The organism is Nostoc sp. 'Peltigera membranacea cyanobiont' 232 (assembly GCF_002245985.1).
Taxonomy (GTDB): Bacteria; Cyanobacteriota; Cyanobacteriia; order Cyanobacteriales; family Nostocaceae; genus Nostoc.
Genome location: NZ_NOLK01000128.1, coordinates 1 through 23,893 on the forward strand (window position 1 = coordinate 1; position 23,893 = coordinate 23,893).

Sequence of the window (23,893 nt, forward strand, 5' to 3'; positions counted from 1 at the left end):
CTGCCCCTCTGCCCCTCTGCCCCTCTGCATTTCAAGCTTGTGAGAAATGCGGGAAGTGTCCTCTTCTGTGCCTCTGCGGTTTAAAAGTAATTAATTTAACTTTATTAGGCGCAGAGAACACAGGGATAAGAGGTTATTTATTGTCCAAAATTGTTATCCACCTTGAAAGAGCTAATTCTAAAAAATTATCCCTTGTTTGTTGACAGTATTTATGATTCATTATCAAACCACCAAGGGTCATTACTCGCGTTGGTTTTAATTAAAATAGCTTTTTTTCGCATGAATCGTTTCAGCGCTGCTGCACCCATGCGCGATCCTCCCATACCGGAGAATTTGAAGGCGTTTTTCTCTCCCTCGTGCATGATGGCAGTGAGTGCTGCATCGTTGATACTAATAGCACCTGCATCTATCTGCTGGGCAATTTCTAAGGCTTCAGTTTCTGAGGCAAAGACAGCAGCACTCAATCCATAAATTGAATCGTTTGCCAAAGAGACCGCTTCCTCAACTGTGGAAAAAGGCATTATTGGCATAATGGGGCCGAAAGTCTCTTCGGTCATCACTTTCATGGAATGATTAACCTGGGTGAGAACTGTTGGACGACACCACCAACCCCCACCTAAGTCTTCAATTACACCGCCGCAGTGAATTACTGCTCCCTTTTCCACTGCATCTAGGAGATGATCGCTAATGATTGCTGCTTGTCTTTGGGCGATGATGGGGCCAATTTCTCCACTTTCAACGGTGGGGTAGGCTAGCTGGAGGCGATGGGCTTTGGCTACTAATTGATGGTAAAACTTTTCAAATATGGATTCAGCAACGTAAATCCGCTCAATTGATAAGCACGACTGTCCGGTGTTGACCACGGAACCCCACAAGATTGCTGAGGTTGCTAATTCTAAATTGGCTGATTCTAAAACGATCGCAGGATCTTTTCCTCCTAATTCCAAAAAAGCCGGAATAAACTGTTTCGCAGCCGCTTCTGCCACTTTTCGTCCTGTGGCTACACTACCTGTAAAGCACACTAAGTCTACATTGTCAATCAAAATAGAGCCGATTGCGCCTGCTCCTTCAACAAAAGTTAAGACATCGCGCAATTTGGGGACGGCGTTGAGTGCTGTTGTCAGTGGTGCGACAAAACGGGGAGCAATTTCACTGGGTTTGACAATGGCAGCACAACCCGCCAGCAATGCCGGAATAGTATCAATGGTTGACAGCAACAGTGGAAAATTCCACGGGCTAATTATCCCAACTAGGGGATAAGGGACAGATGTTTGTTGCAAAGCAATAAATGGAATTGCTGTACTTTTTGCAGAGTCTTGCAGCAATTCCGGTGCTAACCTACACCAGCGATCGATGCTAGAGAGGAAGGAGTCTATTTCTAATATTGAGATTGACAATCTTCCTGTATCATTTACCAAGGCTTCAGTTAAGCGATCGCGCCCAGATAATATCGCTTCCTTCCACTGCTGTAAAGCTTCTATTCTCCCCTCTAAACCCAGTTTTTGCCAGCTAATTTGCGCTCGGCGAGTGCGCTTACATTGCTGTGCCAGCAACTTTGGGGGTGGCGGGATAATTACATAGTCAAATTTGCCTGTTCGGGGATTGCGGACTTCTATTGGTTTTGTCATTTGTCATTTGTCATTTGTCATTTGTCATTTGTCATTTGTCATTTGTTATTTGTCATTTGTCATTTGTCATTTGTCATTTGTCATTTGTCATTTGTCATTTGTCATTTGTCATTTGTCATTTGTCATTTGTTATTTGTCATTTGTCATTTTTCATTTGTTATTTGTCATTGGGTTATTTCTTTGTCCCCCAATTTCCAATTCCCAAATTCAAATTATCCCCAATTTGGCTAACCGCTCAATGGTGGCTTGCTGGGTTTGGAGGAAGTGTTTGCGGTCTATTTCTCCCTCCAGCATAGTATTAGGGGGGTAAAAGTGTGATTGGTGATAACTTTCGGCATATAGTTCAAAGCGTTGGCGGGCAAGTAAATTATGTAACCCCGGTCGGCGGCGATCGCGGCGTAATGCTCCTAAATCAATCTCTGCAAATGCTGCCATGCTCTCGCCTGCACCTGTTTCGGCTAAAACGATTCCGCGATGGTCGATGATTTTAGAGCCACCATCAGCAGAAGCTATGGGGATAGCAATATTAGCAATGCCTGCGGTATTGGCTGAAACTACATAAGCCATATTTTCAACAGCGCGAGTGATTTTTGCAGCGTCTTTGGGCGTGAGGCTCTTGTTGTATACTTCCGAGGTGGAATGGACAAAAATTTCTGCGCCTCGCATCGCCAAACACCGCGCCACTTCTGGATACAAAATTTCTTCTGATGCTAAAGCTGCTAAATTACCGATCGCAGTTTTGGCTACAGGGAAAACTCCTTCTAAACCATAGCAGTCGAGATATTTATCCCAAACATCATGGGGGGTGGGAGCAAATAAAGAATTCAGCCGCCGATATCGCAAGACGATTGAGCCGGAAGGGTCAAGAATAAAGCAGGTTTGGAAGTACAATCCGGGAAAGTTGGGATCGATTTCGTAGGCGTTCCCAGCTAAAAAGATTTTATGCTTTTGGGCAATTTTACCAAGTGCCTCATACTCAGCACCAGCCATTTCTATACAAGCTTTTTCTGCCCATCCTGAGAGAGAATCTCCCATTGGGAAACCAGTAAGAAAATATTCTGGCAGTACAATTAAACGACAATCAAAGCCAATGAAAGCGATACTGGCAGCAATTTGTTGAGCTATGCGGTTGATGGAGTTTTGCATAAGCGATCGCGCTTCTTGGCGATGGCTTGTTTGATTGACTGCATGACAGGTAACTTGCAGTGCTAAGGCGCGGTAGGATTCTGGATTAGTTGTCATTGGTCATTAGTCATTAGTCATTAGTTATTAGTCATTAGTTATTAGTCATTGGTCATTAGCAAAGGACAAAGGACAAATGACCAATTTAGCGATCGCCACCCCAAAGCGATCGGACAAGTTTATCTGTCAATTCCGATCCAAACATCTGTGCCGCAAATTTATTACCTGGATCGCGTTCAGCACTGATCCGGCGCAGTTCCAAATCACGAGATGCTAAAGCTTCCCGTGCATCTTCTGGCACTGGTTCAGCCGCATCTACCCAGGTTAGCCAGCGATCGAGGGTTTCATGTGCAACTGTGCGAGTCAATTCGAGGGTATCCAAGGTAGGTGCGCTGGTGTAACACAAGCTAACAGGCGATTGAAATAGGCGAATATAGGCGCTTTTGCTAGTAAATGCCTTTAGGCGCGAATCTTCCTGCAACTTCAAAAATGTTTGGTTAACTGGTTCATAGTAGCGATCGAGATATGCCAAATCGGTTAAAAGCTCAGTTCGAGGAATGTAATCTATATAAAAGAAAACATTCGGAAGTGTGCCAAACTCAAAAGCCAAATGAGGAACCTGGATATGCGATTTCAACCAAGTGGTAAGACGCATGGTACTAAAGTTTGATTTTTCTGGGTTTCCTAGCCACGAATGCACTAACCAGTCAATTTCTTTCCCTGAAAAAGCGGTGAGCGAACCCTTCATATTGCCATCAAGACTGCTGTATTTCTGTAAATCTTCTACAGAAGGGTCTGGGTGTAATTGAAAACGAGCCTCTAGTTTGTGGTGCAGTTCCTTTGTAATTCCCCACAACTGCTCAAATACAGCTTTATTGTCTAAATCTGTTGGTTGCTGAGTCATAGTTTGAGTTTGCGGTTTTTCTATAGACTTTATGTTTAGTTTGACACTGGTATCTAGCTCGTTGCCCATATCAAGCAACGCATTCATCGAATTCAGATAACTCTGAAATGATTGTATAGTATGTTATTGTCTAAACCGTTGATTTAAACACCATATTTTACAAGTGGATGGCTTGATGAAAGATAAAAACAGCGCAAAGCTAATGATATTAGTCTGATTAGATGGAATTAGAGGTGAGCAAATATGAGCATGACAATATTATCTGAAAAAATTACTACATGACTTTTTTTGGTCAGTATGTATTATCCCGGATAGTAGCAATGTTGTTAGTTAAAAGAAATATTGGTTGAAGTAAAATGAAATACAATGACTGAAATTGGCCTGATGATGACGGGCGTGTTAACAATAAGACAAGCATTTGGGGCCAATTTGCCACAGCAGCAAATAGTTCAGATGGAAAATGACGTAAACCAGTCAAAACAGAGTGAGTTAGAGATAACTGCTCAAGTTACACCACCTGAATTCATGCAGATAGATGGGATTTCCCAGGCTTCTACCTCAGCGATCGCAGTAGAGAAAGAACGCATACTTAAGAAAATCAGCAAAAAGAATCACTTCCTAGCTTCTTCTAACTTAGGTGAGTCTAAGAAATCTCAGTTTGTCAGTCAAGTCCGTACAAAGGCTACAGGACACTTCCAGAAGTTTAGTAGCCAACCGATGCCGACTCTTTATTTCGGTAGCTCTGGTGTTGCTGTGAGAGTTTTGCAACGATTGTTAGTGGCTAACGGTTATGCCGTTAAAGTGGATGGGATTTATGGCGCACTGACAGAGACTGCTGTCAAAGCCTTTCAAAACCAGCAGAATTTAGGAACCGATGGAGTAGTTGGTCAAAGAACTTGGCGGGCATTGACAATTTAGTCATTTGTCCTTATCTAAGGGACTTCCAAATAAAAAAATAACCAATCGCTGTATAAGCAGGGGCAGGGGGAGTAAGAAAAATATAATCTGAATAAATTGGATAGTTTATTTTCTGGAAGTCCCTAATAACAAATGACAAATGACAAATGACTAATTATCGGTACTTGTGCTGTTCTAATAGCTGTTGCGCTCTTGGCTTATAAATTAAATAGAACAAAGCCTCGATATAACGTAGCAAATCTTCCCGATTCTCCTTCGAGGTAAAGTTCCAGAAGCCATAAATCCTTGCTAGGGATAATAGCTTGGTAGTATGAATTTTCCAAGTGTATGTGCTGTATACTCGGTCAATTCCTCGCTGCGAAATTTCATTCCAATAGTTAGAATTCTGTTCGCATTTAGTGATAAAATCCACAATTTTCATGGCTGTTTCTTCTAAATTTGTTGGATTAATGTAAAAGCCATTAACCTTATCTTGAATAATTTCCAGTGGCCCGCCAAATTGTGTGGCAAAAGTCGGTAATCCTGAAACCATCGCCTCTAAAATTGTCAAACCAAAAGCTTCAAATAAAGCTGGTTGGACAAAAATTCCCTGACGATCGGCAATGACTCGGTAAATTTCACCAGAATCAGTTTTAGTTAGGCGCACACCCAACCAACGAATCTTCCCGTGGAGATTGTACTGGTCAATTATCTGGTAGAGTTTGATAATTTCGTCACGTTCTTCGTTGTCGCCCGATTCTTCGACGCGCAACTTACCCGCCACCAAAATTAAGTTGCAATGCTCCTGTAATTCTTTACTTTGACCAAAGCATTCAGCTAAACCTGTGAGATTTTTGATGCGATCGAGACGCGCCATTGAGAAGAGAGGACGCTTGTTAGGATCGTCGAGTTTGCCAAATATTTGCGCGGGGTCTTCCAGAGTAAAGAGTATTTCTGCAAGGCGTTGGCCATCGCTCTCTACTCTATCTTTAGTCTGGGTGTAGGGGAAGTAATTATTCTCGTTTACTCCCGGCGGTACGACGTTAAATTTGGGGCTAAATAATTCAATGCCATTGGTAACATGGTACAACTCCGGCATGGTGAAGCACTTGTAAGATTCGTACTGTCCCACACTATCCGGTGTTCCGACAATTTCTTGATAAGTACTGCTGATCACAAAATTGGCAGCATTCATGGCAATCAAGTCAGCAGTGAATTGCAAAGAAAAATGATATTTATCTTCCAATTCTTGCCAATAGAGGTTACTGAACAAGTATTTAGATTTTTCTAAAGCATGAGCAACATTGCATTGGGTAACTTTCAAACGCCGCGCCAGCAAGAATGCCACTAAATTCCCATCAGTATAGTTGCCAACGATTAAGTCAGGTGTGCCATGAAATTCTGCCCGTAGTTCTCTTTCTGAGTCAATGGCGAAAGTTTCTAGATAAGGCCAAAACTCAAACCGAGAAATCCAGTTTTGAGTCATGTTGGGATTAAATTCCCGTAAAGGGACTCGCAAAATCCAAGCGTTTTCAGTATCATAAACTTTTTCCAGTCGTTGATTACACAGAGTGCCATCACTATTGGGAATCAAGCGGGTGAGAATAATTACCTTTGGCTTGACATTTAATCCTTCTAGACCAGCTAGGAAAACATCTTCTTGTAGCTGCTTCTCTAGACTCTTTGCCTGGTCAAGAACATAAACTACCTGACCCCCTGTATCGGGACGACCCAACACTCCCTCTTGCCCAAACCAACCGTGGGCTGACACTAAGACGATTCTAAAAATCATCGGCACACGAGAAATGAAGGCTTCTAGGGTCTGGGGATCGGCAGAATCAATCAATTCATCAAGAATATTTAGGGTTTCCCGCACCCGTGCTGCGGTGTTACCCCAACCCGGCTCAAAACCCATTGTTTGCAATTGGAACCGGAATTGTTCGTAGGGTTCATCATCGGGGCGATTATTAACAAAACTGATAGCTTTTTTAACTTGCTCGGAAAGTTCCTGCTGTGATTGAATGCGATCGTTGACCAGCAGTTGAACACCATTGTAGTGGTGCAGGCGCAAGAAATTTAATAGGCTGTCCAGCAACTCTTTAGAGTCTTGAAATATTTTGCTAGATAGATAGCGGTTGAGAAATTGTACTCCCTTACCAATATTTTTGGGGTCGCGGATGATTGGGGTGTAGTCATAAAATGGGCCGAAGTCCAATTCTAGCAGGCCGCCCTCGTTAGGATGAAATTTGTTCACCAAGCGATCGCGCAAATCCAACAAATCCTCTACCGTCATCGGCTCAATGCTCAAGTCTGATGTCAACCAATAAACTTCTTGGCTGGCAATCTTAGAACGGATGATGAAACAGAATTTTGAGTCCTCCTGAATAATTTCTTGAGTATAGTAAATCAGTTTGCCTAACTCAGAGGTAGTGTCAAAAGCCTCCGGTTTCTGGGACTTTGAGCAATACTCACTATATACATTGAGGATGTCGTTCCGCAGCAAGTACTTCTTTTCTTGTTGGCGTAATTCACTTATAAAGGAACGCAAATCACTTTTTTCTTCACTATCTAAGACTGCTTGAAGCAATTCAGACATGGCGACTCCACTAGATAACGATGTTTGCATTGTTAATTTTCAAGGCGAGACAAATAAGCCTCCACCTTTTGTTAGACCGCATATAAACACGAAATAACACAGATAAATCTGATTTATCTGTGTACCTACAAATATCAAGTTTTTAGTAGGCACTTAAATCATGTTCTACTTTACTTAAAGTATCTATGACTCAGTATTTTTTGATCTAACTAAAGGAATACAATTTTTGTTTCTTTTGATAGATGTTAGTAAATAATTGACATAATAATGGCTAGGGCACAATTTTGAACGCCCTCAACTGCCTGATTCAATCTGCACTATAACATTTATTTGTGTGTATTTTATCCTTGGCACACTGATAATCTCAATATTTATCTGTGAAGCTCTGTAAAACTTGCTATTACCTACTTCCTAAGATGCTAAACAAAATTTAATTGTCGATCTTAAAGCTAAAGGATTCAATGAATTAAAATAAATTTTTGTTCAGAGATAGTAAGCTTGATTCGCATAGTTTCACCCGCCAATGTTTTACTAAGGGAACAGCATACAAGTCCATATTTCGACGACGATCGCCACTAAAACTTCTGGATCGATGGGTTTGGTGATGTGACGTTGAAATCCGGCTGCGATCGCTTGCTGCCGATCCAGTTCTGCGGCATAAGCTGTTAAGGCAATAGCGGGAATTTTTCCCCCTTGCTCAAGCCCAAGGGCACGAATTTGTCGCATCAGCATGTAGCCATCCATCTCTGGCATCCCAATATCGCTAACGATTATGTTGGGAATGGATTGAGCGATCGCTTGCAGCGCATCAGTCCCAGATGCAACAGCAGTGACGATCGCGCCATCTTCCTCTAGAACAAAAGTGATGAACTCCCGCGAGTCCGTTTCATCATCAACGACTAAAATATGAATGCCGCTCAAATCATTCTCCTCAACGGGCGATCGATCTAAGGTTGGTGCTTCACTTAATTGAGGTGCAAGCGGAATTTGAACTGTGAATGTTGCTCCTAGTTCTTCGCCGCGACTGACTACTGTGACTGTACCGCCATGCATTTGCGTAATTTGGCGCACGATCGCCAGTCCCAAGCCTAGCCCGCCAAATTTGCGGGTGGTGGCGCTATCTTCTTGGCGGAAATGCTCAAACACGTAGGGCAGAAAATCGGCACGAATTCCTTTTCCGGTGTCGGTAATTTGAATTTGGGCATGATTTTCAACTTGGGATAGCGCAATCGTGACTTGCCCCCCAATAGGAGTAAACTTAACGGCATTCGATAGCAGATTCCACACCACCTGCTGCAATCGGCCTGCATCCCCGACTACCACTCCCAGAACGGGTGAGACAATCGTCTGAATTTGGATTGACTTGGCTTCTGCGGCTAACCGAACCGTTTCCAACGCGGCTGAAATTACTACATTCAGGTCAATAGGTGAGGTTGACAAGCTCATTTTGCCTTGCAGAATCCGGGAAATGTCTAGCAAGTCATCGATCAGTTGCACCTGAAGCTGGGCGTTGCGCTCGATCGTGGCGATCGCAATATTCGTTTTTTCAGCATCAAGCTTTCCCTTCTGCAACAGTTTTGACCATCCCAGAATTGGATTTAGGGGAGTCCGCAACTCATGGGAGAGAACTGCCAGGAATTCATCTTTAATGCGATTAGTTCGATCTAACGCTTCAGCGCGTGCCTGTAGCTCTGTAACCAGGCGCGATCGTTCTAAGGCAGCCGCAACCTGATTGGCAACCGTTTGCATGAGGTCGAGTTCCTCGCGGGTAAAGCGATCGCGTTGACGAGTTCCCAGTCCCAGAGTGCCCAAGATGCGATGGCTTTGCCCGCCGCAGGCATCGCTTACCATCAGTGGATGACAAGCATAAGCTCTGATCCCGATTGACTGAATTCTAACAGCAAGTGGATCGGTCGTTGAGAGGGCATTTTCAACAATAGTAAGTCGCCGATGTTGCACCGCATAACCACACACCCCTTGCCCTAACTCCAAAAATTTAGCAGATAAAGCAATTTCCTCTGAGATGCCCCCATGAGTATGTAGCTGAAGTCTTTGCTGGTCTTCTTGAAACAAGTAATTGAAATAAACTTCGAGTCCCAAATGAGTCGAAACCTTTTCAAACAAACCCGCTAAAAACAGCTTGGGATCTTCGTTGAGCAAGAGATCGTTAGCAACTTCTGAAAGCAGCTTCAGCCGTTCGTTGCTGGCTTTCACAGTCGCTTCGATTTCCTTGCGATCGGTAATGTCTCGCGTGACACCTGCCACCGCTTCTACCATGCCATTTCCGCTCTCTAGCGGCACAAAAATGTATTCATAGGCACGCGTGCCAAATACGCTCGTGTACGGCGTTTCATCTTTGAGCGGTTGGTGCGTTTCGATGACTTGCTGAATCTGTCTTTGCAGTTTGGAGGCTAAATCTTTTGGATAATCCAGCTCAAAAAAGTTTTTGCCCAGGGCTTCAGCCGAAGTCTTCTTTAAGAGATCGAGCAACGGCTGATTGATGTAAGTGAACCGTCCCGACAAATCGAAGGTATAAATAAAATCAGTTACGGAAGAGGCGATCGCGTCGAACTTTCGCAGTTGTCGTTCGAGTTCGGCGGAAATCAGTCGCCAAGCGTCTTCGGCTTGTTTGCGTTCAGTGATGTCTGCCAGTGCCCCAGGAAAAGCAAGCGGTCTGCCATCAGCAGCATATTCAACTCGACCGCGGGCGGCAAGCCAGCGCTCCTCGCCCACTGCCGTATAAACCCGGTACTCACTGACAAATTCTTCGCCAGTTTCAATCGCCTGGTTAATGGCAGCGACTACTCGTGGGCGGTCTTCTTCATGTATTCCTTGCACAAACAGGTCGATCGGCAAACCTGTCGCTGCCTGCACAGGGTCAACGCCAAACAAGTGAGCAAAGGTGGCATTCACGATTACCAGATTATCAGGAATCTTCCACCGCCACGTGTAAATGGCTCCTGCGGCTAAAGCTGACTCCAATTGCACATGGGCTTCCCGGAGGTCAGCTTCAGTTTGTTTGCGATCTGTAATATTACGTCCCTCTGGCACGATGAGAATTACTTCGCCTTTTTCGTTGCGAATTGGGTACAACGAAATGTCGAACGTCATTGTTTCACCCAAAGGGTTGATTATTGGCGCTTCTAAGCGGACAAACTCGCCAGCCGCCGCCCTTACTACCGCTTGTCTCACAGTTTCTGATGCGTTTGGCGTGTACTGAAACCAGACCGTTTCCCAAAAGGGCAGTCCAATCAACTCATCACGCTTACTATCGGCAAATTCGAGTAACGCACGGTTAGCTTCAAGCAGCGTTCCGTCCAGTGTCAGCAGTCCGATATATTCGTGTGTGCCGTCATAAATTGCGCGGAGTTGCTGTTCGGATTCGCGCAGTGTCTCTTCAGTCTGTTTGCGATCGCTAATATCGATTGAAATCCCGACCATGCGCTCAGGATTGCCCGCCTCGTCGTAAATTAGATGACCCCGAACCAGCACCCAATGCGTGCTGCCATCATCCCAAACGGTGCGATACTCTACGTCATAATCAGTACCCTTGATATTAATGGTATCTTGAATTGCCACCTGCACCCAAGTCCGATCCTCTGGATGAATCCGCTCCATTAGAACTTTGTGCGAGAAATCAGCATTAATCGGTAGACCATAGTTCACTTTGCACTGGTCAGAAGTAGATAGAACATTGGTCTTGATATCAAGTTGCCAAAAGCCGAGTTTGCTGGTCTTAAGGGCAAGTTTAAGCTGCTGTTCGCTGGCTTGCAGTGCTTGAGCCGCTTGTTTGTGGAAGTCTTGCTCATTTCGCTGCTGTTGCACCCGCAAAAAGTCGGTGACAGCTTCGGCTTGGTGAATAATGTGTGTCATTTCACCGTTTTCATCAAAGACTGGCGAGTTGGTTAATGTCCAGTACCGCTCCTCAAAGCCACCGCCTTCTGATTCGGGGCGGCGAATGTCATATTTCTGCACTGCGATCGTGTGAGGCTGGCGATGCTTCAGCACGCTTTCTAACGAGGCACGTAAATTCTGAACTCCAGTAGTATTTGGATCGTCGGGATTGTCTGGAAAAACCTCGAACAAATGGCGACCAAAGACCTCTTCTCGTTTAGTCTTCGTTGCCCGGAAGTAAGCATCACTTCCTGCGACAATTATCAAGTCGAGTGAGTAGACGAGATACAATCCCGGTATTGATTCAAATAAGGTTTGAAAATTCAGCATAAGTTCTGCCCTATCACCCTTCACCAAAGTAATCGAGCAGTAGAGATTGAGCGCCAGTTCGATAAGCTTCAATGGGTGAATTCTCCATTTCATGAAGCTTGGCTTTAATTTGCTTGAGTGCCAGGGGTAGCGGTTTAGCTCGATTATTTTCCCAACGGTTGATTGTCACCAGTGTTACGCCAACCTCAGCCGCAAATTGCTCCTGTGTAAGTCCTAGCAATTGCCTTAGCTGACGAACCAGCGTCTGAGCCTCAATCTGACGACTGCTATATAAGTTTGGTGTACCTGCCATAATCGATTCCCTTTCGATTAAAGAGTGATAAATCATATGACTCATTTTCTATCAGAAGACGCAGATATTCATTTAATTCAGCATCAAATCTTTTATAAGTAGGACTTACGCAGCCTCTCATAGAGTCTGTGCGAAGGCGAAGCATATCGTAGAGAAGGGTTCTTAATGCTTTCGCAGTTCAATGAATTAAGATTAAGAGTGATTTCTTAGGTAAGTTATAATAAGATAAGCTAATGAATTATAGTAAACTTACAATCCTTCCAAGTGTGTAAAGCTATAGATTACAAATCCTTGTTAAAGTGATGGTTATGAGTGTTCACACCATGCAACCCACCTTCAATAGGAGTATAGCTATCAATATTAAATTACTTAGGGCGAACGACGGGACTCGAACCCGCGAATGGTGGTACCACAAACCACTGCCTTAACCACTTGGCTACGCTCGCCATTCAACAATTTGAATTATAGCAATAATTTCGCAAACTATCAAGAGTTTGTGTTCAAGGAACGGACTCAATTGATTTAGAGTCTCTGAAATCTAACAATTACAACGAATTTTACTTGGTGAACATGAAACCCCTAACCATCATTGCATATACTGGAGCCGCAGCAGGACTCGCCGCCTTGGGTGTGACAATGGCGAAGACTAATCCCAGTCAGGTTGAATATGAAGAATATGCAGTGCAACGGTTGACAAAATACTTAAAAACCGATGTATGCAAAAAAACTACGAATATTATAGAAAATTTAATCCGTTTTAATTGCGATCAATTGGTTGACTCCGCTAACCCGCAAATCCAAGGAGTTATTGCCAGAACTACAGAAAGACAAAATTATATGATTTTTAGCATTTACCGTACAGATTTAAAAATAAATTCTTGGATACCTTCTTACAAATTTGAAACGGTGGGAGCTTTTAATCAATTTTATACTTACACTGCCGAAGAACAATAAGAAAATCAGCAGTGAAATGATAGAAAGGTGATTTATAATACTTGTATTTAGTAATTGATAATAGTTTCAATAATCACTAGAGTACTTATTACCACCAGCTTAATATTAAGTAAAATATGAAGATTAGTTACTGAGAGTTCAAGCTTTGCCGATGTCATCTGCCTATCTGCTAGTGTCTCACGGAAGTCGCGACCCGCGCCCAGAAGTTGCTATGCAGCAACTAGCTAGGCTGGTATGTGACAAATTGCCAAATAACTACAATGCATTAAATAGCGAACATTTGGTTGGCATAGCTGCTTTAGAAATGAATCCTCAGCCTTTACATGAGCAGATTCAACAATTTGCTAAGAGCGCTTTTGGCAATCGCAAACCATCTCAAAATGAGAATCGCCTCAAAATTGTACCCCTATTTCTGTTGCCGGGAGTGCATGTGATGACAGATATTCCAGCTGAAGTAGCGCTAGCACAACAGGCAACTGGTCAAGATATCATGATTGAGTTGCAACCATATTTAGGTTCTCACGTCAATTTAGAGAAATTGCTGGCCAAGCAAATAGCTACTATAAAAGCAGAAGCATGGATTCTCTTAGCTCATGGTAGCCGTCGCCCGGGTTCCAAAGAAACTGTAGAAGCAATGGCGGCGAGTTTGTCAGCAGTGGCTGCTTATTGGGCTGGGCCTCCTAGTTTAGAATCACGAGTGACAGAGTTGGTAACTGATGGTTATAAAGAAATTGCAATCTTGCCATACTTTTTATTCGCTGGTGGCATAACCGATGCGATCGCAGCCTCCATAGAGGAGCTAAAATTACAATTTCCGGCGGTGAATTTCCAATTGGCGCAGCCACTGGGAGCAAGTGCAGAACTAGCCGAGCTAATTTGGGATTTAACGGATAGATGAACCGCACAGAAAAACAGGAGAACAAGTATTTGGGAAAGGTTTATTTAGTAGGTGCGGGGCCAGGAGATCCAGGATTAATAACCCTGAAGGCGAAAGGTTTGTTGGAATGTGCAGATGTCGTTATCTATGATGCCTTAGTCAGTCCGGCAATTTTGGCAATGATTAATCCCCAAGCCGAACAAATTAACGCTGGTAAGCGCAGGGGTAAGCATTCATTATTCCAGGAAGAAACAACTCAATTGCTGATTGATAAAGCGCAGGATTGTGCAATTGTGGTGCGGTTAAAGGGTGGCGATCCTTTTATCTTTGGTCGCGGTGGCGAGGAAATGGAAGAATTAGTCAACGCTGGGATATCAACTGAAGTTGTGCCCGGTATTACATCGGGGATTGCGGCTGCGGCATACTCCGGTATTCCTTTGACTCATCGACTGTATAGTTCTTCGGTGACATTTGTAACTGGTCATGAAGCGGCGGGGAAGTATAGACCGAAAGTGAATTGGAATGCGATCGCCCACGGTTCCGAAACCATTGTAATTTATATGGGAATTCACAATTTGCCTTATATTGTGGAACAGTTAAGCACAGCTGGGTTGAAAGTAGAAACACCCATTGCTTTGGTGCGCTGGGGTACGCGCCCAGAACAAGAAGAATTAATTGGAACCTTAGAGACAATTGTAAAGCAGGTAGAGCAAACTGGATTTGGTGCGCCTGCGATCGCAGTCATTGGACAAGTGGTCAATATACACAGTATTTTGTCTGGTTGTCGTCCAGTTTGATGCCTGGCGAAAATCTAAAATCCACTTTCTTTAAGTTTCTCGAATCCAGAATGCCAAACCTCCTGCACGGCCGCGAGCTGCAATCAAATCTTCCCTCACTAAAAAGAAGGCAAAGAAGGGCTGTTGAGCTATGGACTGGTTGTAGAAATCTTCTGTTTTAACTTTGCCAGAACGAATTGGTCTGTTGTAAAGAACACGACCAAACAGACTGATAATCATCTGGTTAAAGTCAAACGCCAATAAATTTTTCTTCCGTGTATATTGTACTGGCCCGGTGAGCTTCAATAAAACTGGCCCAAGTTCAACCTGATTACAAATTTTGCCCCTGTCTGAATCCTCTTCTAAAGTCGCATTAAAGGAAACATGGATTCTGATAAACTTGGGTACATAAAAACCCTTCCCTAATCCAATTCCTCCGTGTTCTCTGACTTTCTTGGTGCCAGTAGCAAAACAAAGTTGCCATTTACCTAGAAGAGATTCAAAGGGATAAGTTAAATGTTGCTGCTTGGCAGATTTTTCTGATTGTAGTAACGCATTGACTAATCTTTCTGCAATAGGGCGTGTATCTCTTTGTCGTCGATATGCGGCCGCGGCCTGTGATAGCACGGTAACAAAGTCAAATTTGGCTACAGGTGTCAAATTAGCTGTCATAATTTAACTATTTCTTTGCTTTTCTGATAGATTGTAGCGCTATGGAGTGTCAGGAGTGCAGAATTAGTTGTCAGATTTTTTCAAGATTGAGAGTCTTCCCTAAGATAGATTCGCTACGCCTAGCTAGCTTTTGAGTAGGGTTACGGCGGGCTATGCCACCACTACCTCCTCTAGTAAAGCTCTTGTTAATGACCAAATTCTGTGACAATAGTTAAGAATCTGAACAATTCATGCAATGGGAAAAGTTAACACGAAACCTAATCCCCCAGTCCCCAACTTTTGTAGGGAATGGAGAGAATTCAAAGCTTCTCAAGAGCAGGAAAGAGGAATAGAGGTGAGGTTTTCCCAATCCCATGAAAAGTCAGAGTTAACAATAAGCCGGAATCTGAATCTAAGGTACTCATGAGCCAGAGTTCTCAAAACAGCCCTTTGCCACGCAAACCTGTTCAATCATATCTCCATTGGTTATACGCTTTCTGGAAATTCTCTCGCCCTCACACGATTATTGGCACAAGTCTGAGTGTGTTGAGTTTGTATTTAATTGCCATTGCTATTAGTAATAATCCTGATTCTTTATTTCCTAACTCCCTACTTCCTGTCTTCGGTGCATGGATTGCTTGTTTATGTGGCAATGTTTACATTGTAGGGCTGAATCAATTAGAAGATGTTGATATTGACAAGATTAATAAACCTCATTTACCGTTGGCATCAGGTGAGTTTTCTCAACAGACGGGGCAATCAATTGTCGCGTTGACTGGGATTTTGGCGTTAGTAGTGGCGTGGCTAACTGGGCCATTCTTATTTGGGATGGTGGCAATTAGTTTGGCTATTGGTACTGCTTATTCTTTACCGCCAATTCGCTTAAAACAGTTTCCATTTTGGGCGGCGCTGTGTATTTTTTCGGTGCGCGGCACGATTGTTAATTTAGGATTGTATTTGCATTACAGTTGGGCGCTGAAACAAAGCCAAATAATTCCGCCTGTGGTATGGGTGCTGACGTTATTTATCTTGGTGTTTACCTTTGCGATCGCCATCTTTAAAGATATCCCCGATATAGAAGGCGATCGCCTTTACAATATTACTACTTTCACGATCGAACTGGGCCCCCAAGCTGTGTTTAATCTGGCTCTTTGGGTGATAACTGTCTGCTATCTGGGAATAATTCTAGTTGGGGTGCTACACATCGCCTCAGTTAACCCCATCTTTCTGGTAGTTGCTCATTTAGGGCTGCTGGTTTGGATGTGGTTGCGGAGTTCAACGGTAGACTTACAAGATAAAAGTGCGATCGCTCAATTCTACCAATTTATCTGGAAACTATTTTTTATCGAATATCTGATTTTTCCTATCGCCTGCCTTTTGGCCTAGACAATGCTAGAAACTTTTCCTACCAGTTCTATTATCGCTGCTCTTGTAGTTGTTTTGAGTTTGTCAATCCTGGGCTATTTCGCTTGGAAAACTTTGATTACCTCAGACTTGTTTCAAAAAGGAATCAATCTTGCTCAAGCAAAAGATTACCAAGGTGCAGAAGCAGCCTTTCGCAAAGTGATTTCCCTCAACTCTACTAATGATGTAGTGCGTTTGTTTTTAGGAGATGTTTTAAACCAGCAAGGCCAAGTAGAGGAAGCAACAGAATTATTCCGGGAAGTAATTCGCCGCAGTCCGAAAAATCCTGATGCTTACTTGCGTCTGGCGAATATTCTCATGCAGCAAGAGCGAGAAGAGGAAGCTAAAACCAACCTGCTACAAGCAAAAAATTTATTGGAAAAACAACGCCAACCTGAAAAAGCTCAAAAAATCACTCAACTGTTAGATAAAATGAGTATTAAGTCAAGTCAATCTTAAGTTGAGTAAGAATTGCAGAGATTAAATTTTCCTGTTTCGTCTCCTAACTTTTTTACCATTCCCATCATTCTTATGGTGAGAATGGTTTTTATTTGGAAATTTCCTCATATCTGCCGTAATTATATCCCCAATTTTCGCGAGTTTGACCACTCCCTTCATAGCCCTTATAATTGCAATCTGAGGCAGTATACCCATTTTTAAAAAGTTCACATTACTAATGCAAAAAACTTTTATAATCCTCTTAACTTTGCGCTCTTCTCTACAAGAAGCTACGCGAATGTATCCTTCTCTAACTAGACACTGCGCCTAGCTTGCTTCCCCGCAGGGGTATGCGGTTTGTTCACTCATTCTCTTATTCCTATCTCAAGATAGGATAATAGTAAATTTCAAACGTGCAAACAACTTGGGCTGATAAAAAAAGGTATTTAGTAGTAAATTTTATATATTCAAAATAATCAAGCATTTATGTCAGAAATTATATCAGAATTGTGGACTGTTATTTTTACATCAGGATCGTTTATTCCACATGGAAACTGCTATCTATGGCAAACAAATTTAGTTTGGCTACATATATTATCTGACACGTTTATTGCACTAGCTTATTATTCGATCTCAGCTACACTATTTTACTTTGTCCGTAAACGGCAGGATTTGTCCTTTGATTGGATTTTTCTGCTGTTTAGTGCATTTATCGTCGCTTGTGGAACCACTCATTTAATAGAGATTTGGACACTTTGGCATCCAACCTATTGGGTATCGGGATTTGTCAAGGCAGTAACTGCAACAATATCTGTAATTACAGCAGTAAAACTTGTGTCTCTAGTTCCACAAGGACTAGCACTTCCTAGCCCTGCTCAAATAGAACAAGCAAATCAAGAACTTCAAATACAAATAGCCGAACGCTCACGGGTTGAAAAGGAACTGCGAAAATACCAAAATCATCTAGAAGAAATGGTTGCTGTTCGCACCAATGAAATTACTAAAATCAACGAGCAATTACAACAAGAAATCCTTGAACGCCAACGCATTTTAGAAGTTCTCCGACAAAGCGAAGAACGCTACCGTTACCTAGCTGAGGCAATTCCTCAACTTGTATGGACAACCAAGCCTAACGGTGAATGTGATTTTTTTAATCAAAATTGGTGCGACTATACAGGGTTAACATTAGAGCAGTCCTTGGGTTCTGGTTGGTTGGCTGCATTACATCCAGATGATATCCAAAATGCTGATGAGATGTGGTCTAATGCCGTAAAGAATGGCATTATGTATAACAATGAATATCGCTTCAAACAGGCTTCTGATGGCTCCTATCGTTGGCAGCTAGCGCGAGGTTTACCGCTCAAAGATGAGCAAGGTATTGTAGTGAAGTGGTTTGGAACATGTACAGATATTCACGAACAAAAACAAATACTTGAAGAACGGGCACACCTGCTGGAATTAGAACAAGTTGCACGAGCTAAAGCAGAAACAGCTAATCGAATTAAAGATGAATTTCTAGCCGTCCTCTCTCACGAACTACGCACTCCACTAAACGCAATTCTCGGCTGGTCAAAATTGTTGCAAACTCGCAGGTTAGACCGAGTAAAAACAGCAGAAGCATTAGCCACTATCGAGCGGAATGCCACTTTACAAGTTCAACTTATTGAAGATTTGCTGGATATCTCCAGAATTTTACAGGGCAAACTAACGCTGAATATTACGAAGATTAACTTAGAGTCTACGATATTGTCCGCACTAGAGACAATGCATTTAGCGGCAGAAACAAAGTTGATTGAGGTGAGTACAATCTTTGAACCAGATGTGGGACAAGTTATGGGCGACTCGACTCGTTTGCAGCAAGTCGTCTGGAATCTTGTTTCTAATGCCGTCAAATTTACACCCAGGGGAGGAAAAGTAAAAGTGCGACTAGAGCAAGCTAATGGCTATGCTCAAATCATAGTTAGCGATACAGGTAAGGGAATTAGTGCTGAGTTTTTGCCATTCGTATTTGATTACTTCCGCCAAGCAGATAGCACCTCTACAAGAAATTTTGGTGGATTAGGATTGGGATTGGCAATTGTGCGTAATATCATCGAAATACATGGCGGTATCGTCAAAGCAGATAGCCACGGTGAGGGTAAAGGGGCAATATTTACTGTTAGCTTGCCGCTTCTGCCAGATGCAATACCAAAGCTGACAGATGAACAAAATGGCTCGGCAATATTAGCTCCTAACTCTTTACCCCTCAGTGGTATCAGGGTTTTAGTTGTCGATGATGATACTGATTCGCGAGATTTTGTTGCTTTTGTATTAGAGCAAGATGGGGCTTTTGTAATTGCAGTATCTTCGGCTGATGAAGCATTACAAACCTTAGCAGAGATCAAGCCAGATGTGTTAGTTAGCGATATTAGTATGCCAGATATGGATGGCTATATGTTAATAAATCAAGTGAGAACTTTGACCCCAGAACAAGGTGGACAAATTCCAGCAATTGCCTTGACTGCCTTTGCAAGAAATGATGACCAGCAGAAAGCGCTAAACGCTGGGTTTCAGATGCATTTGCCTAAGCCTCTTAATCCAGAAGAATTAATTGCGGCCATTATTAAACTTTTAGAAATAAAAATATCAGCAATTACCTAAAAAAACGACTTTTTAATCCTAACCCTCTTCTATAGGACTCATATTTGATTTTTGAAATACACGTAGGGTGTGTTATGCCGTAGGCTTAACGCACCACCCTTTATGTGTAGGGTGTGTTACGGCTTCCGTAACACACCCTACACATACTTAGATTTTTTCAGAAATCAAATACTAGTCCTATATGACTCTGGAGAGAGAATAATCCAGGCGATTAGAAATCGCGGCTACACAAACTCTCGTCCGCCTGCGCGGACGAACGTCAAAATAGGGTTTCAAATTTAATCTGACGAGAGTAATAAAACAGCGTTAATCAGGACTTACGCAAAAATTGCTAAAATATCTCGTTCCTGGGCTGTCGCCCAGGGCAAACACATTATGTCAACAAAAGCATTTTATTCTCAATAGGCTTAAAAAGTCGCATTAATGCTTGCTTATTGACACAAGTTTAGCGTAGGCGTAGCCCGTCATAGACATCGCTTATCTCAAAGATGCACTCCGAACTTGGAAAGGGGTTAAGTCATCGGAGACTGTATTTGTTGCTGCTTGTAAAGAAGGGAGAAAGCCAGAGGGGGAACATCACCAGAAGTATTTTACTCAGCGCAATCTACCCTCAGTCCGAAGTCGTTGAGCGATTCGTTTAATCCCAGTTTCGCCTTGATGTAAAGCATCTAGAGTAGTGTGAACCGAGTAGGAACCCAATACTAGATTGTGTGGATGTTTAATGGCAGAGCCAAGCACAAATGTAGTGTCACCTTGGGCATGGAAATCGATAGCAGCATCTGATTCATCAAAAACCACCAGTTCGCCAGATGCCAATGTGCGATCGCCAGTATGCAGTATTCCGGCTTGTACGGCGACCCAGCCCACGGTATGACCTGCATCTGGTTCAAAGTGCCAGTGTTCGCCATCTTTAAGTCGCACGGCAAGGTAGTTTATGGATGGCGGGGCAGCAATAGGGCTTTTTGCAGTTCCATACCGACCCAAAATCACACGCACCGCCCCTGACTCCTGTACCTCATGGGGAGGCAGATAGACGCTTTGTGCAGGAGCAAGCTCTTGCTCAGGCGGTAAGGCGATCCAAAGTTGAAAACCCTTCATAAGTGAGCTGCCAATACTTCCCGCTTTATGCCAGACACCACTACCAGCACGCATCCACTCAACACCTCCCTGTGGAAGAATACCTTGCTTGCCTGTGCTGTCTTCATAAGATGCTTCACCCGACAACATAAAGGTAATTGTCGCAATGCCTGAGTGGGGATGCCATCCAAAGCCAGATGCACTCAGAGGTTGCGCCTCAAAATAATCGAGGAACACGAACGGCTTGATTAGCTCTCCAATATCAGATGGACTCACCAGACGAGTAATTGGGCCGCTGCGTTGCCCCCTAATATGATGAATGATTTTGCGCGTAGAGTCGCTTGGTGTAGGGCTATCTACTGTATCCAAATCCAAAGGTGCGATAACTGTTTTTTTCATGACCATTATGTTGTCTATAAAGATTAAGCATGAAGAAATTTCCCGACAAGTTTATTCTTAGTCTTGTACCTGCGGAACGGCTCTCTCAGTGGCAGAAAAACCAATCTTTGCATGTGTACCATCACAAAACGGACTGCCGCTTGAGCGACCACATCGGCACAAAGCAATTTGCTCGCGATCGGCATGATAGGGTTGACCCACCGCATCAGTAACGACAAATGAACCAGCTACCAAGAAGGGGCCGTTATCGAGGACAGTAATCTTTGTTGTTTCAGACATTGCTATCTCCTGTGAAAATTTAGGTGTTTAGGTTAGTAGTAACCTGCTGTTTCTCTATCCTATTAATTTCCTATTAGTTGAACAAGAGCAGTTTTGTTGATAGGATATTTCCTTTAAGGAAATCTTGGAATCACGATGGACACCTTACTCAGCATGAAAGTGTTTCGTCAAGTCGTGGAGTCAGGAAGTTTCGTAGCCGCCGCCGAACGGCTCGACTTATCCACAGCCATGACTAGCAAGCATGTAATGAATTTGGAGCGAAACCTTGGGGTACGCCTGTTGAATCGGACGAGCAAGCACATGAGTCTGACTGAAATTGGCACAGTTTATTACGAGCAATGCCAAGAAATACTTGAACGATTGGAAGTGGTAGAGGCAGCAGTGAGGAGATCGGCAGTTGCCGTGCATGGTGTACTCAAGATTACTGCCCCGGTTTGGTTCGCCAACCCTTTGTTCGCCAAAGCCTTAGCGGAATATCGCTCTCGCTATCCAGATGTTCTGCTAGATTTGAATCTGAATGACCGAGTAGTAGACTTAGTGGAAGAAGGTTTTGACCTCGGATTACGTGTCACGAACAATTCCAGTTCTTCACTGCTGTTGCACCGCATTTGTCCGATTCAATTTCAGTTGGTCGGCTCACCTAACTATTTACTTAAGCATGGATACCCCACAAACCTCAACGAACTGTCAAATCACTTGCTCCTCGCCTATTCCTACTCGCAGTTTGACGATGGACTAGTGTTCCACAGTGGCCCGAACGGTCGGGAGATAGTCAAAATGAAAGTCTCAATGCGCTCTAATAGCTCTAGCATGTTGTATCAAGCAGCCTTAGCCAGTATGGGGTTAACATTTTTGCCAGTGTGGTTGATTGAAGAGGATCTTACCAGCCGACAATTGGAGGTGCTGATGCCGGAATATACCTTCTTAACCTTTCTGAATGCTGTATACACGAGTCGGCGATACCTATCACCCAAGGTTAGGACTTTCGTTGATTTCCTGACCAACTATTTTTCTGGCATCATTGAGCAGGAAAATAACGGCTAAAATTCCTCACCGAAATTTATCCTGCGATCGCACGCCTAGATGATTGTCGGATTAGGAAAGATAATGCCCCCCAGAATTTCGCAGTATTACCACAAATTGCAGTCAATCTTTTATATAATTCCTGCTATAACTCTACCAAAGCTAGTACAATACAGCGTAAATAAACCACCGATTCTAAATCAATGAAACGCTTACGCTGTATTCATTTTGAATTTTGTTAGCGCAGCGTTAGCTCATCCTGGAGCGTCCTGCTTGAATTTTGAATTCTCCCTTGCGCTACTAGGCTTTTTATCCCCTAAGAGTAAGCAAAGAAGGGTGGGGATGGGGTATTTTGATGATGGTAATTAGCCGAACTTGATATTATATGTAAACCAAGCAGATAAGGTAAGAAAAATGCTGAAAAACAAGAATCTATTGGTAGCAGCTATTATCTGCTTGTGTTTGAGTAACGGGAATACTGTATTTGGTAAAGATGTTGGCGTTGTTTTAGCAAAAATTCCAGACTCAGATCGAGCAGCACTTCCTCAGAATAAAAACGCAGCGGCTAACTTCGAGCAAGGAAATAATCTCTATAAACAAGGAGATTTAAAAGGAGCAGAGGCGGCTTTTCGGAAGGCAATTGAACTGCAACCCAACTTTGCACAAGCTTATATTGGCTTGGGAAATACTCTCGACGATCAAGGTAAACCACAAGAAGCGATCGCACAATACAATAAAGCCATCAGCCTCAATCCTCAAGAGTCTGGAGCCTACTTTAATTTAGGTTTGACTTTAGCAAGGCAGAATCAGTTAGAAGCTGCGATCGCCCAATATAAAAAAGCTCTCAGCCTCGAACCAAACTATGCAGACGCTCACTATAACTTAGGAAATGCCCTCTACGCTCAAGGCAAGTTAACCGAAGCAGTCACCGAATATACAGCAGCTATTCGCCTCAAACCCAGTTATGCCCCAACTTACACGCGTCTGGGAAATACTCTGTACGATCGAGGTGAGTTAGAACAAGCAATTACTCAGTACAAAAAATCCATTAGCTTTGATTCCAAGTATGCAGACGCTCACTATTACTTAGGGAACGCCTTATATGCTCAAGGAAAACCAGCAGAAGCGATCGCCGAATATACAGCAGCCATTCGCCTCAATCCAAAAAATCCCGCAGGTTATAATGCCTTGGGAAATACCCTCTATGCTCAAGGCAAACTAGAAGAAGCGATCGCCCAATATAAGAAAGCCCTCAGCCTCGCTCCCAACTATGCAGATGCTCACTATAATTTAGCAAGCGCTTTTTACGCTCAAGGCAAGCTTGCAGAAGCGATCGCAGATTATACCGAAGCGATTCGCCTCGATCCAAAACACGCACAAGCTTACACAGGTTTGGCAAATGCGATGGACGATCAAGGTAAACCCCAAGAAGCGATCGCACATTACAAAAAAGCCATTAGCCTTGTACCCAACGATGCCTTCACTTACTATAATTTGGGAATCACTTTAGGAAGAGAACAACAGCTAGAAGAAGCGATCGTTAATCTCAAAAAAGCCAGAGAGTTATTTCAAGCTGAAGACAACAAGGAAATGGTTGAGCAAGTTAATCAGCTAATCCAAAAAATTAATATCCGAACGAATTGAATTAAGGG

18 protein-coding genes and 1 tRNA gene are annotated in these 23,893 nt (G+C 43.2%); 9 read left to right on the plus strand and 10 right to left on the minus strand.

Annotation, left to right across the window (positions count from 1 at the left end; all coding sequences use genetic code 11):
• Positions 1–209: 209 nt before the first annotated feature.
• From CDG79_RS29890 to CDG79_RS29905, 3 genes are all read right to left on the minus strand, one after another.
• Positions 210–1,628, minus strand: coding sequence for an aldehyde dehydrogenase family protein (locus tag CDG79_RS29890; protein ID WP_094345355.1), 1,419 nt, complete (start codon positions 1,626–1,628; stop codon positions 210–212).
• A gap of 207 nt (positions 1,629–1,835) precedes the next feature.
• Positions 1,836–2,870 carry a nitrilase-related carbon-nitrogen hydrolase gene (locus CDG79_RS29900; protein WP_094345357.1) on the minus strand — a complete coding sequence of 345 codons (1,035 nt, stop codon included), beginning with the start codon at positions 2,868–2,870 and terminating at the stop codon, positions 1,836–1,838.
• A gap of 85 nt (positions 2,871–2,955) precedes the next feature.
• Positions 2,956–3,714 (minus strand): red chlorophyll catabolite reductase, encoded by a 759-nt coding sequence (locus CDG79_RS29905; protein WP_094345369.1) that lies wholly within the window; start codon positions 3,712–3,714, stop codon positions 2,956–2,958.
• A gap of 366 nt (positions 3,715–4,080) precedes the next feature.
• Between CDG79_RS29905 and CDG79_RS29910 the strand changes: the two genes are divergently transcribed.
• Positions 4,081–4,632 (plus strand): peptidoglycan-binding domain-containing protein, encoded by a 552-nt coding sequence (locus CDG79_RS29910; protein WP_094345358.1) that lies wholly within the window; start codon positions 4,081–4,083, stop codon positions 4,630–4,632.
• Positions 4,633–4,786: 154 nt separating this feature from the next.
• Here the strand turns inward: CDG79_RS29910 and CDG79_RS29915 are convergent, their stop codons facing one another.
• The 4 genes from CDG79_RS29915 to CDG79_RS29930 form a co-directional block, all read right to left on the minus strand.
• Positions 4,787–7,207: a sucrose synthase gene (locus tag CDG79_RS29915; protein WP_094345370.1), complete on the minus strand. Its 2,421-nt coding sequence runs from the start codon at positions 7,205–7,207 to the stop codon at positions 4,787–4,789.
• A 531-nt stretch (positions 7,208–7,738) separates the two neighbouring features.
• A complete protein-coding gene (locus tag CDG79_RS29920; RefSeq protein WP_223278403.1) occupies positions 7,739–11,431 on the minus strand; it encodes a PAS domain S-box protein in 3,693 nt (1,230 codons plus the stop codon).
• A 13-nt stretch (positions 11,432–11,444) separates the two neighbouring features.
• A complete protein-coding gene (locus CDG79_RS29925) occupies positions 11,445–11,723 on the minus strand; it encodes a helix-turn-helix domain-containing protein (protein WP_094331952.1) in 279 nt (92 codons plus the stop codon).
• A gap of 373 nt (positions 11,724–12,096) precedes the next feature.
• A tRNA-His gene (locus tag CDG79_RS29930) sits at positions 12,097–12,169 on the minus strand.
• A 124-nt stretch (positions 12,170–12,293) separates the two neighbouring features.
• Between CDG79_RS29930 and CDG79_RS29935 the strand changes: the two genes are divergently transcribed.
• From CDG79_RS29935 to cobA, 3 genes are all read left to right on the plus strand, one after another.
• On the plus strand, positions 12,294–12,677 hold the full coding sequence (locus CDG79_RS29935; protein WP_094345360.1) for a DUF4359 domain-containing protein: 384 nt from the start codon (positions 12,294–12,296) through the stop codon (positions 12,675–12,677).
• A gap of 151 nt (positions 12,678–12,828) precedes the next feature.
• Positions 12,829–13,575, plus strand: a complete 747-nt coding sequence (locus CDG79_RS29940) for a sirohydrochlorin chelatase (protein WP_094345361.1) — start codon at positions 12,829–12,831, stop codon at positions 13,573–13,575.
• Positions 13,572–14,351: a uroporphyrinogen-III C-methyltransferase gene (cobA, locus tag CDG79_RS29945; protein ID WP_094345362.1), complete on the plus strand. Its 780-nt coding sequence runs from the start codon at positions 13,572–13,574 to the stop codon at positions 14,349–14,351. Before CDG79_RS29940 ends, cobA begins: the two co-directional genes overlap by 4 nt.
• A 30-nt stretch (positions 14,352–14,381) precedes the next feature.
• On the opposite strand, the gene CDG79_RS29950 is transcribed toward cobA, so the two are convergent.
• Positions 14,382–15,002 carry a hypothetical protein gene (locus CDG79_RS29950; protein WP_094345363.1) on the minus strand — a complete coding sequence of 207 codons (621 nt, stop codon included), beginning with the start codon at positions 15,000–15,002 and terminating at the stop codon, positions 14,382–14,384.
• Positions 15,003–15,404: 402 nt separating this feature from the next.
• Here CDG79_RS29950 and CDG79_RS29955 point away from each other — a divergent pair, with 402 nt between their 5' ends.
• The 3 genes from CDG79_RS29955 to CDG79_RS29965 all read left to right on the plus strand — a co-directional run bounded on the left by CDG79_RS29955 (position 15,405) and on the right by CDG79_RS29965 (position 19,463).
• On the plus strand, positions 15,405–16,367 hold the full coding sequence (locus CDG79_RS29955) for a homogentisate phytyltransferase (protein ID WP_094345364.1): 963 nt from the start codon (positions 15,405–15,407) through the stop codon (positions 16,365–16,367).
• 3 nt (positions 16,368–16,370) lie between these two features.
• A complete protein-coding gene (locus CDG79_RS29960; protein WP_094345365.1) occupies positions 16,371–16,844 on the plus strand; it encodes a tetratricopeptide repeat protein in 474 nt (157 codons plus the stop codon).
• Between the two features lie 465 nt (positions 16,845–17,309).
• Complete coding sequence (locus CDG79_RS29965; protein ID WP_223278404.1) at positions 17,310–19,463, plus strand: hybrid sensor histidine kinase/response regulator; 2,154 nt, start codon at positions 17,310–17,312, stop codon at positions 19,461–19,463.
• 594 nt (positions 19,464–20,057) lie between these two features.
• Here the strand turns inward: CDG79_RS29965 and CDG79_RS29970 are convergent.
• Together CDG79_RS29970 and CDG79_RS29975 are read right to left on the minus strand one after the other, a co-directional pair.
• The gene (locus tag CDG79_RS29970) at positions 20,058–20,939 is read right to left on the minus strand and encodes a pirin family protein (protein WP_094345372.1); all 882 of its coding nucleotides are present in this window, start codon (positions 20,937–20,939) and stop codon (positions 20,058–20,060) included.
• Between the two features lie 57 nt (positions 20,940–20,996).
• Positions 20,997–21,218, minus strand: coding sequence for a CDGSH iron-sulfur domain-containing protein (locus tag CDG79_RS29975; protein ID WP_094345366.1), 222 nt, complete (start codon positions 21,216–21,218; stop codon positions 20,997–20,999).
• Between the two features lie 135 nt (positions 21,219–21,353).
• Here CDG79_RS29975 and CDG79_RS29980 point away from each other — a divergent pair, with 135 nt between their 5' ends.
• Both CDG79_RS29980 and CDG79_RS29985 read left to right on the plus strand, forming a co-directional pair.
• Positions 21,354–22,262, plus strand: a complete 909-nt coding sequence (locus CDG79_RS29980; RefSeq protein WP_094345367.1) for a LysR family transcriptional regulator — start codon at positions 21,354–21,356, stop codon at positions 22,260–22,262.
• A gap of 393 nt (positions 22,263–22,655) precedes the next feature.
• The gene (locus CDG79_RS29985; protein ID WP_094345368.1) at positions 22,656–23,885 is read left to right on the plus strand and encodes a tetratricopeptide repeat protein; all 1,230 of its coding nucleotides are present in this window, start codon (positions 22,656–22,658) and stop codon (positions 23,883–23,885) included.
• Positions 23,886–23,893 lie beyond the last annotated feature (8 nt).